The organism is Collinsella aerofaciens (genome assembly GCF_028206795.1).
GTDB classification, from domain to species: Bacteria; Actinomycetota; Coriobacteriia; order Coriobacteriales; family Coriobacteriaceae; genus Collinsella; species Collinsella aerofaciens_AX.
The window spans coordinates 116092-130810 of sequence record NZ_JAQLFJ010000004.1 but is presented as its reverse complement, the minus strand read 5'-3'; the positions used below and the strand labels follow the sequence as shown (position 1 = coordinate 130810).

General features: G+C 59.8%; 11 protein-coding genes. 4 read left to right on the top strand and 7 right to left on the bottom strand.

The genetic code is table 11. The features are described 5' to 3' along the window. Positions 1–74: 74 nt before the first annotated feature. Complete coding sequence (gene rpsA, locus PMX70_RS03840; RefSeq protein ID WP_022095232.1) at positions 75–1241, bottom strand: 30S ribosomal protein S1; 1167 nt, start codon at positions 1239–1241, stop codon at positions 75–77. 315 nt (positions 1242–1556) lie between these two features. On the opposite strand from rpsA, the gene PMX70_RS03835 reads away from it, so the two are divergent. Continuing rightward, entirely contained in the window at positions 1557–2315 is a 759-nt protein-coding gene (locus tag PMX70_RS03835; protein WP_271742930.1) for an HAD family hydrolase, read from the top strand. Positions 2316–2504: 189 nt separating this feature from the next. On the opposite strand, the gene PMX70_RS03830 is transcribed toward PMX70_RS03835, so the two are convergent. Continuing rightward, complete coding sequence (locus tag PMX70_RS03830) at positions 2505–3824, bottom strand: L-cysteine desulfidase family protein (RefSeq protein WP_271742929.1); 1320 nt, start codon at positions 3822–3824, stop codon at positions 2505–2507. Positions 3825–4095: 271 nt separating this feature from the next. Here PMX70_RS03830 and rpiB point away from each other — a divergent pair, with 271 nt between their 5' ends. Beyond that, positions 4096–4563: a ribose 5-phosphate isomerase B gene (gene rpiB / locus PMX70_RS03825; protein WP_117762860.1), complete on the top strand. Its 468-nt coding sequence runs from the start codon at positions 4096–4098 to the stop codon at positions 4561–4563. A 151-nt stretch (positions 4564–4714) separates the two neighbouring features. Here the strand turns inward: rpiB and ndk are convergent, their stop codons facing one another. The 4 genes from ndk to PMX70_RS03805 form a co-directional block, all read right to left on the bottom strand. Continuing rightward, complete coding sequence (gene ndk / locus PMX70_RS03820; protein WP_035138006.1) at positions 4715–5119, bottom strand: nucleoside-diphosphate kinase; 405 nt, start codon at positions 5117–5119, stop codon at positions 4715–4717. 385 nt (positions 5120–5504) lie between these two features. Next, a complete protein-coding gene (argH, locus tag PMX70_RS03815; protein ID WP_271742928.1) occupies positions 5505–6935 on the bottom strand; it encodes an argininosuccinate lyase in 1431 nt (476 codons plus the stop codon). A gap of 118 nt (positions 6936–7053) precedes the next feature. Further along, positions 7054–7224, bottom strand: coding sequence for a hypothetical protein (locus PMX70_RS03810; protein WP_271742927.1), 171 nt, complete (start codon positions 7222–7224; stop codon positions 7054–7056). Between the two features lie 233 nt (positions 7225–7457). Next, positions 7458–8684 (bottom strand): argininosuccinate synthase, encoded by a 1227-nt coding sequence (locus tag PMX70_RS03805; protein WP_117746768.1) that lies wholly within the window; start codon positions 8682–8684, stop codon positions 7458–7460. 555 nt (positions 8685–9239) lie between these two features. On the opposite strand from PMX70_RS03805, the gene PMX70_RS03800 reads away from it, so the two are divergent. Next, positions 9240–10067, top strand: coding sequence for a Cof-type HAD-IIB family hydrolase (locus tag PMX70_RS03800; protein ID WP_271742926.1), 828 nt, complete (start codon positions 9240–9242; stop codon positions 10065–10067). 278 nt (positions 10068–10345) lie between these two features. On the opposite strand, the gene polA is transcribed toward PMX70_RS03800, so the two are convergent. Further along, entirely contained in the window at positions 10346–13096 is a 2751-nt protein-coding gene (gene polA, locus PMX70_RS03795) for a DNA polymerase I (RefSeq protein WP_271742925.1), read from the bottom strand. Between the two features lie 166 nt (positions 13097–13262). Between polA and PMX70_RS03790 the strand changes: the two genes are divergently transcribed. Continuing rightward, the gene (locus tag PMX70_RS03790) at positions 13263–14660 is read left to right on the top strand and encodes an aminopeptidase (protein ID WP_271742924.1); all 1398 of its coding nucleotides are present in this window, start codon (positions 13263–13265) and stop codon (positions 14658–14660) included. The last annotated feature ends 59 nt before the right edge of the window (positions 14661–14719 follow it).

Here is a 14719-nt window from a genome sequence, read left to right as displayed (position 1 = left end):
CCTCAGCAGCAAATGAAAAAAAGGACCCGTCCATTGCGGACGGATCCCTTAAAACAAGTGATCGTCAAACCGATTTACTCGGCGTCGGTCTCCTCGTCCTTCTTCTCGGAAGGCAGCGGGGTAACCTCGATCTCGACGCCCAGAGTCTCAGCAGCGGACTTCATGGACAGGGAGATACGACGACGGTCGAGGTCGATCTCCATGACCTTGACCTGAACCTTGTCGCCCACGTGGGTGACCTGAGAAGGCTGATCGACGTGCTTGTTGGCCATCTCGGAGATGTGCACCAGGCCCTCGATGCCCTCGCCCAGATCGACGAAAGCGCCGAACGGGACAAGCTTGGTCACAGTGCCCTCGACGATAGCGCCGACGGGGTACTTCTTGACCAGTGCGCGCCACGGATCCTCGGTGGTCTGCTTGAGACCCAGGGAGATGCGCTCGCGGTTGAGATCGACGTCGAGAACCTCGACCTCGACCTCCTGGCCGACCTTGACAACCTCGGAAGGATGGTTGACGTGGTTCCAGGAGAGCTCGGAAATGTGGATGAGGCCGTCGATACCACCGAGGTCGACGAAGGCGCCGAAGTCGACGATGGAGGAAACGGTGCCCTGGAGACGCATGCCAGACTTGAGCTTGGACAGGATCTCGGAGCGCTCGGCCTTACGGGACTCCTCGAGCACGACGCGACGGGAGAGGACGACGTTGTTGCGGTTGCGGTCCATCTCGATGACGCGGGCCTCGATGCGGGTGCCCATGTAGGAGGTGAGGTCCTTGACGCGACGGAGGTCGACGAGGGAGGCGGGCAGGAAGCCACGCAGGCCGATGTCGAGGATCAGGCCGCCCTTGACAACCTCGATAACCTCGCCCTCGACGTTCTCGCCGGAGTTGAACTTCTCCTCGATGCGGTTCCAAGCACGCTCGTACTCGGCACGCTTCTTGGACAGGACCAGACGACCGTCCTTGTCCTCCTTCTGGAGTACCAGAGCCTCGATGGGATCACCGAGTGCAACGATGTCTGCAGGGTTAGCGTCCTTGCGGATGGACAGCTCGCGGACCGGGATAACGCCCTCGGACTTGAATCCGATGTCAACGAGCACCTCGTCATGCTCGATCTTAACGACAGTGCCGTTAACGAGATCGCCCTCATCAAAGTCGGTAATCGTACCGTCGATGAGGTTGTTCATCTCCTCCTCGTTGACATCGTCAAGAGAGAAAATGGACGAGTTCTGAATCTCACTCAAAGGTGGACCCCTTTCGAACTACGGGGCCCCGATTGCTAGGACCTACAGAAGGGTGCGACAAGCACACAACGTTTAGGAACACTCGGGAGCCGACAGATACTAATGTGACGCTTATGCAATCACGTTCGTATAGGTTACGGGGAAATGAGTTCGATTTCAAGCGTGAACTGCGATTTTTTACTCGTGTGGAGACTTTTTCGTAATCTTATGAACACACGTCTCCGCAACTTGACGATAACCAGCTAGGCATTCGGCTTTGGGGTAAAGTATCCGGAGCCAACGATTCTAGATCGATTTTTCGAGAAAGGTGCCCGCGTGCTCAAAGCAGTCGTTTTCGATATGGACGAAACGCTTCTCAGCATCAACCTCAACGCGTTCATCCTTCGCTATTTTAAGGATGTCTCTTCGATGCTCGCGGATATCGGGCGCCGCAGCCGCGGTGGCACGATGGCGCGCCTCGGCACCATCCTGGTCGACCTCAACGCCAATCGCCGCAGCGGCACGGACAACCGCACCAATCTTGAGTTTTACCAAGAAGAGGTCGAGCGCCGATGCGGGATCTGCCTCTCCGATCCCCTCATCTACGAGGCGTTTACCTACTATGACCGCGAAGTTCTTCCGTACAAGAACGACGATATCATTAACGCCCACGCCATGCCGGGCGCACACGCCGCGCTCCAGGCCGTACAGGACGCAGGGCTGCGCTGCGCGCTCTTTACCAACCCCAGCTTTCCCCAGGGGGCCATCGAGTGCCGCATGGGTTGGGGCGACCTGGCCGACGCCCCCTTTGAACTCGTGACGCACATGGGAAACGCCACCCGCTGCAAGCCCGATGCCACCTACTATCTAGAGCAGCTTCAGGTGATGGGGCTCGAGCCACACGAGATCCTTATGGTGGGCAACGATCCCAAACGCGACTTCCCGTCCCCCGATTGCGGCATCCAAACCGCCTTTGTGGGCCAAGGCAAGCCCAGCCGAGCCACCTGGCGCGGAACCATGGAAGACTTCGCCCGCGAATTCAACGCCGTAATCGAAGCCTTCTACGAACACCAAGTAGCCGACGAACTGTCGTAGGACCCCTCGCTCCAAACCAAATATCGCCGCAGGTTGAGCACAAGTCAGCGAAAATGCCCCTAAGCGAGCAATGTGCCTTGAAAGAGGAGGGCATAGGCCTTCTGGCCATGCCCGACGATTGAAAGGCAGATTGCCGCTTAGGGGCATTTGCAGCGTCGACTGGTTACGCGGTTTGGTAAAACCGCGTAACTAGCACACCTGGGTTTTGCCGATCATGATGTTGAGGATCTCGATGTCGGTGTCCTTCATGCCCACGCGGCCTACGTAGCCCATACTGGCGATTGTTTGCTCAACGGTATCTTGGATCAGGCCCTCGCCGGCGCGGAAGCCGCGACCCTGCATGGCCATATCATGGCCCAGGATCGCTGCATCGACGGCAGCCGAGATCTTGGCGGCACAGCTCGCCTTGGCGCCATCGCACACGATGCCGCCCACATTGCCGAGCGTATTGGAGACCGTCGCACCGATTTGCTCGCGCGTGCCACCGCACAGCCAGGTAATCGCGGCACCGGCACCGCACGCAGCGCAAATAGCGCCGCAAAACGCCGAGAGCGCACCAATGTAGCTCTTGATATGCACGGCAATGAGATCGGACAGCATCACGGCACGCACCAGGCGCTCGTGGTCGCAGCGCAGGTACTCGGCATACTCCATGACGGGCAGTGCGCAGGTAATGCCCTGATTGCCCGAGCCGCACACAATGGCGACCGGCAGCGCGCAACCGTTCATGCGGGCGTCGGACCCGGCGGCCGCACGGGCACGGGCACGGCAGGCGACGTCATCGGCACGAGCACCCAGCAGCGTACGGCCCACCTCGGCGCCCCAAGCGTGCGCAAGGCCCTCGGCACTGATTGCGCCATTCAGCTCAATCTGACGCTCAACGGCAGCGCGGGCGCCCTCAATGTCACCGTCCTCGATAAAGTCGATGATGGAATCAATGGACATGGGCGTATCGGCGTTATCTGCCGCACGCTCGGCCACCACGCGCTCGGCGCAGGCGGCGCACTCCCCCGCCGACTTGCCGCATACCGGAATACCATCGAGCGTATGGCACGTGACATTAGTGTGGTGATCGGTAATCTCGACGACCGCGGTATGGCCCCCGGACGTCGCAGTCACCTTGATGTAGAGGTTGGGCACACCCTCGACAAGCGACACATCGCAGTAGCCGGCGTCGGCGAGGAGCTCGGCCACGCGAGCGCGGTCTTCATCGTTAACGCTCTCGAGCACCTCGAGCGCGCTCTTAGCGTCGCCGCCCACGGCACCCAGCACGGCCGCGGCTTCAATACCGTGCATACCGCCCGAGTTGGGCACGGTCACGCTCTTAACGTTCTTGATAATGTTGCCCGAGCAGGCAACATCCATATGATCGGGTTCGCAACCGAGCGTCTGGCTCGCCAGCGCTGCTGCGTAGGCAACGGCAATGGGCTCGGTGCAGCCAAGTGCACAGACAAGCTCGCGGTTCAAAACATCGCAAAACGCGGCATCACGAAGGGAATCGGTAGGCATAGGTATCTCCTGCTTGCATAACGGGCTGGGCTCTCGAAAATAATTAGCTCTTTTATTTGATAACAATGCATCAAAAACCGCAACCATGGTTCCGGCGGACGGCGCTCAAGCACAAACTGGCGGCATTCATTCATAAGGAGCCGGTCTTATTGCCTGCTAAAGCGTTTGACCAAAAAACACTCGAGCGTTTACGCAAAAGTCGCGCTATCATGCAGACGAACGCGGTAAAACCTTTAGCATTTGAGCCGCACAGACCAGAGAGGAACCATCCATGAAGATCGGTATCGGTAACGACCACGCCGCCGTCGAGCTCAAGAACATCATCTCCGAGCACCTGAAGGAGCGCGGCTGCGAGGTCGTGAACTTTGGCACCGACACCTCCGAGAGCTTTGACTACCCCATCGCCGGCTACAAGGTGGGTAAGGCCGTTGCCAACGGCGACGTCGATCTAGGCATCCTGATCTGTGGCACCGGCGTCGGTATCAGCCTGGCTGCCAACAAGGTCGAGGGCGTACGCGCCGTCGTGTGCTCCGAGCCCTTCAGCGCCAAGCTCTCCCGCATGCACAACAATACCAACGTGCTCGCTTTTGGCGCCCGCGTCGTGGGCTCCGAGCTCGCCAAGATGATCGTCGACGAGTGGCTCGACGCCGAGTTTGAGGGCGGTCGTCACGAGCGTCGCGTTAACCTCCTCAACGAGATCGATCACACGCGCGCCCTTAAGATCGTCGACGAAGCCTAAACTATTCAGTGCCACAAGCTAACAGCAGGGGCCCGCTCGGAACACATGTCCGAGCGGGCCCCTGCATAGATTTTGGAATAAAAGGGCGCCGCGGATGGAGTTCCGCGGCGCCCAAGCCACACGCTAACAGCTTTAAGGAGTCAAAGCTGGTTTAGCCAAAGAAGCGCTTGATCTCAATCTCGGCGTTCTCCAGGCAGTCGGAGCCGTGGATCACGTTGGCGTTGACATCGACGGCAAAGTCGCCGCGGATGGTACCAGGAGCAGCCTCAAGCGGGTTGGTAGCGCCCATGAGGGTGCGCATCTTAGCAACAGCGGAGAGACCGGAAACGACCATCTTGACGACCGGACCGCTCGTCATAAAGTCGCAGAGACCGCCAAAGAAGGGCTTGTCGGCCAGATGGGCGTAGTGCTCCTCGACGGTAGCGCGCTCGAGCGTGGTCATCTCCATGCGCTCGATGACAAGGCCGCTGCGCTCAATGCGAGCAACGATCTCGCCGATCTTGCGGTCGCGCACGGCGTCGGGCTTAATCATGATGAAGGTCTTCTCGATAGCCATAAAAGTAGCCTTTCAAGTAGGTTCGCGCGTGCCCAAGTCCCATTCCGGCACCCGCCTGGACTGCATCGTAACAGAGTTTTAGCTGCAGTTAAACAAAAAGCTGTTTATTGAAACGTTGCAATTTATTAAAGCGCTCCATATGTGTCACTTCTGTTTCGAAGCCCGATTAGAGTACCATCCGACCGCCCATCAACCGCGCCGAACAGAGCAGGCGGTCGGTTGCCGCCCGCGAACGTATCCCCTTCACAACCTGCCCAAAGGTCCTACAGAAGTTCTCGACAAGCCCCTCCCCCATAGCAACAAAATACGGGCTCCCACATCAGCAGGCGCCCGTAAAGCGAAAACGATTTATCAATACATGGCCAAAACGGCTTCAGCCAAACCTCTACTTTGCCCCGTGACCCATCTCGACGACCTTGGTCAGCGATCCAAACACGCCCTCGTCAGCCACGAGCTGTGCCTCGGCACGCTGCAACTGCACGGCAACGGCAGCAGGAGCGGTGCCGCCCTCGGTCGTGCGCGCGGCGACAATCGACGGGATATCGAGCGCCTCGGTAATGTCGCGCTCAAAGAGCGAGCTTGCCTCCTGGAACACCTCAAACGGCAGGTCCTCAAGATTGCAGCCGCGCTTCTCACACATCAGGACCAGATGGCCCACCACGGCATGTGCCTCGCGGAACGGCAGACCACGCTTAGCCAGGTAATCGGCAACATCGGTGGCGGCAAGGTGCCCCACGCCGCACTCGCGCGCCATGGCATCCTCGTTGACGGTCCAAGTCGAAATCATACCGGCCATAACCGACAAGCACTGCATGAGCGTATGGGCGGTATCGAGCGCGCCCTCCTTGTCCTCCTGCAAGTCCTTGTTATAAGCAAGCGGCAGGCCCTTCATGGTCACGAGCAGCTGCACCAGGTTGCCATACACACGGCCGCTCTTGCCGCGGATAAGCTCGGCAAAGTCGGGATTCTTCTTCTGCGGCATGATGGACGAGCCGGTGGAGTACGAGTCGGAAAGCGTGATAAAGCCAAATTCGGAGCTCGACCACAGCACGATCTCCTCGGAAAGACGCGACAGGTGCATGGTCATGACGGAGCCGGCGTAATGCAGATCGAGCAGGAAATCACGGTCGGAAACCGCATCGAGCGAGTTGGGAATCACACCCGCAAAGCCAAGTTCGGCAGCCGTCATCTGACGATCGAGCGGATAGCTCGTACCGGCAAGCGCGGCAGCACCCAGCGGGCAGTTGTCGGCGGCATCAAAGGCGGCCTTCAAACGCGTAAAGTCGCGCGCGAACATCCAGGAATACGCCAGCAGATGATGTGACAGCAGCACGGGCTGAGCATGCTGCATGTGCGTGTAGCCCGGCAGAATCACCTTGTCGTACTTCTTGGCCGCATCCACCAGCACATGACGCAGCTCAAGATTGGCCTCCATGAGCTCCTTGGCCAGCGCCTTGACGCCCAGGCGCGTATCGGTCGCCACCTGGTCGTTACGCGAACGCCCGGTATGCAGGCGTTTACCGGCCTCGCCGATGCGACGCGTCAGCTCGCTTTCGATGGACATATGAATGTCCTCGTCGTTGATGTCGAAGGTGAAGTTGCCGGCATCGATATCCTGTTCGATACCGGTCAGACCCTCGACAATCGCCTGCTCGTCCTCGGCGCTGATAATGCCCTGGGCCGCCAGCATCTTGGCATGCGCCTTAGAGCCGGCGATATCCTGCTTATAGAGATGTTTGTCGACCGGCAACGACGCGCCAAACTCCTGCGTGACCTCGGCCACGCCCGCCTCAAAACGACCGCCCCAAAGAGCCATGGAACCGTCCCCTTTCTCCAAATACCAAAACAAGCGCCCAAAGTAATGCGCCATGTCGCTAAAGCGATTTTTCAACCGCTAGTTTTGCATATTCCCCACCGTGCGCGGAGCTATGTAGCTAATTAGCAAAGAAGTGACGCACCAGGCACTTGGCGCCCAACGTCTCCCTCCGGATGTTGCCCTGCGAACCATCGATCCAGGCCTTCAGGCTCATAGGGACGTCCTCGACCCTTGCAGCATCGAACTCGGGCGCGAGGGCAAGTAAAGCATGCGCGATAGCATTGAACATAATGGATACTCCTCATATATATAGGCGCAGAGCCGACAAATTGATAGAAGGAGCCCCGCCGGACAACCCCGGCGGGGCTCGGACCCAGCCGCAGACGCGGCATCATATATGCGGGCGGAACGTAGGGGCCACCGATGTTAAGAAGTGTCAGCAAGCATAACGAAAGGTAGGGACCCCGTGCGCCCGTTATGTATCACGCGGATGGGCCGCGCGGATACCAAGGGAAGGAGGCGCTAGGCCTGGACGGCAGCAGAGCTGGGGCCCTGGACCTTTGCCCACGTCTTGAGCGACAGCGTATCGATCTCGATAAAGCCGGCGCTGGCCTTCTCGTCAAACGTGGTGTCGCGGTCGTAGGTAGCCAGACCGTAGTCGTAGAGGCTGAAGGGGCTCTTGCGGCCGACGACATGGCAGTTGCCCTTAAAGAACTTCAGACGGACAGTGCCGGTCACGAACTTCTGGGTATCGGCCATAAAGGCATCGAGCGCGTTTTTGAGCGGGCTGTACCACTGGCCGTTGTACACGGCGGTGGCCCAATCCTGCTCGAGCTTGATCTTGGTCTTGAGCAGGTCGCCCTCGACGCAGATGTCCTCGAGCGCCTTGTGGGCGGTGATGAGCGTCAGGGCGCCGGGAACCTCGTAGCACTCGCGGCTCTTAAGACCCACCAGGCGATCCTCGACCAGATCGAGACGGCCAAAGCCATTGTCGCCGGAGATCTTGTTGAGGGCGATGACGATCTCGGAGAGCTTCATCTTCTTGCCGTCTACGGCGACGGGCTTGCCGGCCTCAAACTCAATCTCGGTGTAAGTCGGGGTGTCAGGCGTGTCCTCGGGGTTCTTGGTCATAACCCAAGCGTCATCGAGCGGCTCATTCCAAGGGTCCTCCAGGTGACCGCACTCGATGGCGCGACCCCACAGGTTGTCGTCGATGGAATAGGGGTTATCGTTGGCACCCTCGGGAACCGGCACGTTGTGGGCGTGGGCATAGGCGACCTCGTCGGGACGGCACTTCAGGTCCCACTCGCGAACCGGGGCGATAACCTTGAGCTCGGGGTCGAGGGCCTTGACGGCGGCCTCAAAACGGACCTGGTCGTTACCCTTGCCGGTGCAGCCGTGGGCGACGTAGGTCGCGCCAAACTCGTGGGCGACCTCAACCAGCTTCTTGGCAAGCAGCGGGCGAGACAGGGCGGAGAGCAGCGGATACTTGTTCTCATACATGGAGTTTGCGGCGATGGCTTTGGTCAGGAACTCATCGGAGAACTCGTCGCGCAGGTCGAGCACCTGGCAATCGAGAACGCCCAGGTCGAGCGCCTTCTGCTTCTTGGCATCCAGTCCGGTCTCTTCCTGGCCCACATTGCCGCAGACACAAACGACATCGAGATTCTTCTCGTCCTGGAGCCACTTGACACATACGGATGTATCAAGACCACCGGAATATGCGAGAACGACTTTTTCCTTGCTCATGGCTGTTTCCTTTCGCCCTTGGTAGCTAGTTAGAACATCGGTCAGTTGCAAGTCACCTTGAGGTCAAAAACCGTGCAATATCAGGTTATTCAGCAGAATGCATCACAGGCATGCCCTAGAAACATGCGGCTATGTCGTGCTAAAACCCGACGACCTCAAAATGACTCTGTTGAGGCAATTCGCCCCATGCGGACAGAGACGATTGTTATCGTCGTCGGGAAATTGCGCGCTGGCGTCGGATGGCATTGTCTGCAGTGGTGATGATTTTTACGAACTGCATCTGCCTCTCCTTTCACCTATCGCCGGGCGCAATTCTAATATCGTAAACGGTACCTTTTCCTCGGTAAGCGGTTGTTTTTCCGTCTCCGTTTTCGATGGTCGCTATATTACGCTAAAGTGCCTGCTGTACAAGCGACAAATTCAAATTTCTGAAAAGTTTTTTCATTACTTTGTGAATGATGATGCAAATATGCGCCAATCCTGCGAAAATACGCCCGACTACCAAGTAGAGGGTCATTACGCCCGAAACATTCTGGAAACCGAAAGGCGCGTTTTATGCAGACTTACGAATCAGACGCCAATATCGGCAACATTAAGATTCTCGCCGTCGATATGGACAAGACGTTACTGACTGACGAGCGCGTACTGCCTCAGGGCCTCGACGAGCGCCTGGACAAGCTCGCCAAGGCTGGCATCGTGTTCTGCCCCGCCAGCGGACGCCCCGCCCCCAAACTCGAAGAAATGTTTGAGGACATCAAGAGCCGCATCGCTTTTTGCCCCGATAACGGAGCCTGCGTTATCTATCGCGGCAACTATATCTATAAGAGCACTATCGACGTGGCGCTGTATCAGCAGGTCTTGAGCCGCGCCTCGGAGGATCCGCGCGCCGTCCCCGTCCTGTGCTGCTTCGACGAGTTCTACGTACTTGCCCGCGACCATCAATACCACGACGAGATCAGCGTCTACTACAACACGATCAACTACGTCGATAGCTTTGAGGGCATTGACATCGAATCCAACAAGATTTCGATCTTCTTCCCCGCCTACGATGCCGAGCCAGCGTTTCGCGAGGACTACAGCCCGGCGTTCTCGGACCGACTCTATGTCACCAATGCTGGCCGCGAGTGGATCGACTTTATGAACCTGGGCGTCGACAAGGGGTCGGGCGTCGCGCACCTGTGCGATCACCTGGGCATCGATATCGCCGACGCGGCCGCCGTGGGCGACACCTACAACGATATCCCCATGCTGGAGCGCGTCGGGCACAGCTTTATCGTGGACAATGCCGAGGAGCACATGAACGCACATGCCAAGTGGCGCATTCCGAGCAACAACGACGGGGGCGTACTGACGCTCATCGACGCCATCTTGGCGGCTCGTTAACGTTGCTCGTCGGACCTGGCCGGGCGAGGCGGGTAAGTTTTTCGCTCGGTCAGGTCCTGGGCTCGCTCGGAAAGCACATTAAGTGCTTTCCGGCTCGTGCGGAATCTACGAAAAACTTACCCGCCTCGCCCGGCCAGGTCCTGCGGTGACTTGCTTGCCGTCTGGATGGCGTCTTGGCGCCTAGATACTTTGGCTGATGTTTATTGAACGAAGGACGCTCCTTGTTGATGAGGGGCGTCCTTCTGGTTTTGTATTACTTTGGAATTGTGGTCATGCCCTTACTTGGCGTCTGCCCAGGTCACTCCAGTCGAAGCTTCGGCGATTAGGGGGACGTGGAGGTCTACTACGTGTTCCATGACGTCGCGGACCATGGTGGTTAGGCGCTCGACTTCGTCGATGGGGCACTCAAAGTCCAGTTCGTCGTGCACTTGCAGAATCATGTGGGCGGCAAAGCCCTCTTCTTCCAGGCGGCGGCTTACGCGGGCCATGGCAATCTTGATGATGTCCGCCGCGGTACCCTGCATGGGATGGTTCATAGCCGTGCGCTCGCCAAAGCCGCGGAGCTGCGGGTTTTTGGCCTTGAGCTCCGGAATATGACGACGGCGTCCGTACATGGTCTCGGCATAGCCCGTCTGCTTGGCGCGCGCCACCACGTTGTCGAGGAACGTGCGCACGCCCGGGTAGGCCTCGTAGTAGCGGTCGATCATGTCGCGCGCCTCGGCCATCGAGATGTGCAGCGACTGCGACAGGCCGTACGCCTGCTGACCGTACACGATGCCAAAGTTCACGGCCTTGGCGCGGCTGCGCAGGTCGAGCGTTACCTCGGACACGGGAACGCCAAACACGCGTGCGGCCGTCTCGGCATGGAAGTCCTCACCCTCGTTAAAGGCACGTACCAGATGTTCATCACCCGAAAGATGCGCGAGTAGGCGCAACTCGATCTGCGAGTAGTCCACCGCCAAAAAGACGCTGCCCTCGCCCGCCGAAAACGCCGTCTTGACGGTACGACCAAGCTCAGAGCGCGTCGGGATGTTCTGTAGGTTCGGGTCGCTCGAGGACAGGCGGCCCGTCGCCGTGATGGTCTGGTTGTAGGTGGTGTGCACGCGGCCATCGCCACGACGCAGCGGGCCCAGCGTATCCAGGTAAGTGGACTTGATCTTGGACTTCTCACGCCAATCCAAGATCAGACGCACGATCTCGTGGTCACGGGCAAGGTCGCTCAGCACCTTGGCGTTGGTCGAATAGTAGCCGCGCTTGGTCTTCTTGAGGCCCTTGGTCGGAAGCCCCATAACGTCAAACAGCACATGCGAGAGCTGCATGGGGCTGCCGATGTTAAAGGTCTCGTCACCCGCCAGGTCTCGAATGTTTCGCTCGACCTCGGCAATCTGGGTAGCAAGCCCCTCGGACAGACTATGCAGACGGTCGGGGTCCACGAGCATGCCCGCGCGCTCCATCTTGGCAAGCACCGGCACGAGTGGCATCTCGATGCCATCGAACACGTTGGCGGCGTTCTCGCGGGCCATGCGGTCGCGCAACGGTGCGACCAGCGCCAGCGTCAGAGCCGCAGTACGGGCGGCAGGCGCCGGAGCGTCCTCGCCGGCATCCTCTGCACCGCGCGCCGCAGGCAGCGCCATCTGCAGATAGGTATCGGCCAGATACGCCTCATCGAACTCGGAGCGGTCGGAATCCAGCAGGTAGGCAGCAACCACGGTGTCGAAGATGCGCGTGGAATCGACTGTCAGCGGATCCATGAGCTCGGACTCGGAAGAATCGATGGGCGAAAGCTCGTGCAGCAGCGTCTTCATGTCCGGGCTCGCCACGCGGCCCTCCATAAACAGACGCGCAAGCACGCCGGCGATCACACCGTGAGCGAAGTTGAAGCCATCGACTACGGCAGTGGAGGCGCCGTCGCCCTCCTCGAGCGCAAAGAGCCCCTTGGACGTCGCCAGCCACAGCGTACGCGTCAAGCCAAAGAGCGCACCCTCCTCCTTGTCATCGTCCACCACGGCGGCGATCCACTCGCCCGCCGCGATCGCACGGACAACCTCGGCCGCCACGGCGGCAAGTGCCTCGGCGTCGCCAGCGGCGGCACGCGAAACCGTGGGTATCTCAAACGTGCTGGCAGTGGCCGCAGCCCCGCCCTCGCCGCCGATCAGCGCCAAGAAACGGTTCTGCATGGCGGTGATACCAAGCGTGCCCAGCGCCGCGGACACTTCATCGGCAGAAAACGCCGGGAAGGACGTCGCCTCAAAGTCGAGCTCGACGGGCGCATCGGTGCGAATTGTCGCAACCTTGCGGCTCAGTAGTGCGTCGTCGATGTGTGCACGCAGGTTCTCGCCCATCTTGCCCTTGACCTCGTCGGCATGCGCGATGACCTCGTCCAAGCTGCCGTACTGTGCGATGAGCGCGCTCGCCTTTTTGGGGCCGATGCCCGGCACGCCGGGGATGTTATCGGACGTGTCGCCCTTTAGACCGTAAAAATCGGGCACGAGCGCCGGCGTAATGCCGTGATACAGGTCGTCCACGCTCTCGGGCGTCATGATCGCCACGTCGGACAGGCCCTTGCGGGTCGAGACCACGTTGACGTGCTCGGTCACGAGCTGATACATATCGCGATCGCCGGTCACCAGCAGCATGTCACAGCCGGCCTGCTCGCCCAGGCGCGCCATAGTGCCCAGGATGTCATCGCCTTCCCAGCCCTCGGACTGCAAAATCGGCACGTTGAGCGCGGTAAGCAGCTCCTTAATCATGGGAAACTGTGCGTGCAGATCGGGGTCCATGGGCGGGCGCTGAGCCTTGTACTGCGGCAGCATCTCCATGCGCACGCGCGGCTTGCCCTTGTCAAACGCCACGACCACACCGTCGGGGTTAAAGGCGTCGATCATCTTGAGAAACATGTTCAGAAAGCCAAAGATCGCGTTGGTGGGGCGACCGTCCGGCGCGTTCATGGTCGGCGGCACGGCGTGGAAGGCGCGGTGCATGAGCGAGTTGCCGTCGATAACGGCAAAAGTGCGGCGCTTGTCAGACATATTGAATACCTCGCTTTGGGCTGGGCACGGTTTGCTCACTCCAGTTTACACGCTCCCCGCCCCGCGGCCACCGCACATCAAGCTTCCCTGCCGCCGCGGGCCCGCGCGTGATACGATTGCTCACGGTACATCAACCAGTACGATCGATTCGAAAGGAGCCTGCGTCATGGAGCGTCCCTGCGCATGGAAAAAGTACACGCCACAGCAGATCGAGGAGCTCGAGGAGCTTTGCCGCGGCTATAAGCAGTTTTTGAGTGAGAACAAGACCGAGCGTCTATGCGTCAAGACCGGTATCAAGATGGCCGAGGAGGCGGGCTACGTCGACCTGGAGACCGTGATCGCCGAGGGCCGCGAGCTCAAGGCAGGCGACAAGGTGTACGCCGCCAACCACGGCAAGGACCTTATGCTCGTCAACCTGGGCACCGCCCCGCTCGAGCAGGGCTTCAACATCCTGGGCGCCCACGTGGACTCGCCGCGCCTGGACCTCAAGCAAAACCCCACCTTCGAGGCCGGCGACATGGCCTACCTCGACACGCACTACTACGGCGGCGTCAAGAGCTACCACTGGGTGGCCTCCCCGCTTGCACTCGTGGGCGTCATCTGCAAAAAGGACGGCACCACCGTCGACATCAACATCGGCGACAAGGCAGACGATCCGGTCTTTACCATCTCCGACCTGCTGATCCATCTCTCGAGCGAGCAGATGGCCAAGCCCGCCAAGGACGCCGTCGACGCCGAGATCCTCGACGTGATCGTGGGCGGCCGCCCCGTCAAGTTCGATGAGGACGACAAGGACGCCCCCAAGGAGCCCGTCAAACAGATGTTCCTGGACATCCTCAAGGAGCAGTACGACGTCGAGGAGGAGGACTTCCTCTCCGCCGAGATCGAGGTCGTGCCCGCCGGCCCCGCCCGCGACATGGGTCTCGACCGCTCCATGATTTTGGGCTATGGCCACGACGACCGCGTCTGCGCTTACCCCTCCATGCTTGCCCAGATCGACGTCGCCAACGTGGAGCGCACGAGCATAACGCTCATCGTCGACAAGGAGGAGATCGGCTCCGTGGGCGCCACCGGCATGACGAGCCGCTTCTTCGAGAACACCGTCGCCGAGATCATGACGCTCGCCGGCGAGGATAGCCCGCTGGCCCTGCGCCGCGCGCTCGCCCGCAGCCGCATGCTTTCCTCCGACGTGTCTGCCGGCTTCGACCCGGGCTATGCCGGCAAGTTCGAGACCAAGAACGCTGCCTTTATGGGTCGTGGCCTGTGCTTTAACAAGTACACGGGCAGCCGCGGCAAGGGCGGCTCCAACGACGCCGACGCCGAGTACGTGGCCCTCGTCCGCGACATCATGGACGAGGCGGGCGTTGACTTCCAGACCTGCGAGCTCGGCCGCGTCAACGCAGGTGGCGGCGGCACCATCGCCTACATCATGGCCAAGTACGGCATGAACGTCATCGACTCTGGCGTTGCCGTCCTGTCCATGCACGCCCTGTGGGAGGTCGCTAACAAGGCCGATATCTACGAGGCCTATCGCGGCTACAAGGCCTTCCTCGAGCGCGCCTAACCAACCCTTCATCAGTTGCGGTGAAATACGGACTAAACTGGCCCATAAACGACCAAAAC

Excerpts from the sequence above, each read along its gene's own strand:
- ndk (WP_035138006.1), bottom strand. The coding sequence starts at position 5,119 with ATGGCTATCGAGAAGACCTTCATCATGATTAAGCCCGACGCCGTGCGC.
- PMX70_RS03790 (WP_271742924.1), top strand. The coding sequence starts at position 13,263 with ATGGAGCGTCCCTGCGCATGGAAAAAGTACACGCCACAGCAGATCGAG.
- PMX70_RS03800 (WP_271742926.1), top strand. The coding sequence starts at position 9,240 with ATGCAGACTTACGAATCAGACGCCAATATCGGCAACATTAAGATTCTC.
- rpiB (WP_117762860.1), top strand. The coding sequence starts at position 4,096 with ATGAAGATCGGTATCGGTAACGACCACGCCGCCGTCGAGCTCAAGAAC.
- polA (WP_271742925.1), bottom strand. The coding sequence starts at position 13,096 with ATGTCTGACAAGCGCCGCACTTTTGCCGTTATCGACGGCAACTCGCTC.
- PMX70_RS03810 (WP_271742927.1), bottom strand. The coding sequence starts at position 7,224 with ATGTTCAATGCTATCGCGCATGCTTTACTTGCCCTCGCGCCCGAGTTC.
- PMX70_RS03805 (WP_117746768.1), bottom strand. The coding sequence starts at position 8,684 with ATGAGCAAGGAAAAAGTCGTTCTCGCATATTCCGGTGGTCTTGATACA.
- argH (WP_271742928.1), bottom strand. The coding sequence starts at position 6,935 with ATGGCTCTTTGGGGCGGTCGTTTTGAGGCGGGCGTGGCCGAGGTCACG.
- PMX70_RS03830 (WP_271742929.1), bottom strand. The coding sequence starts at position 3,824 with ATGCCTACCGATTCCCTTCGTGATGCCGCGTTTTGCGATGTTTTGAAC.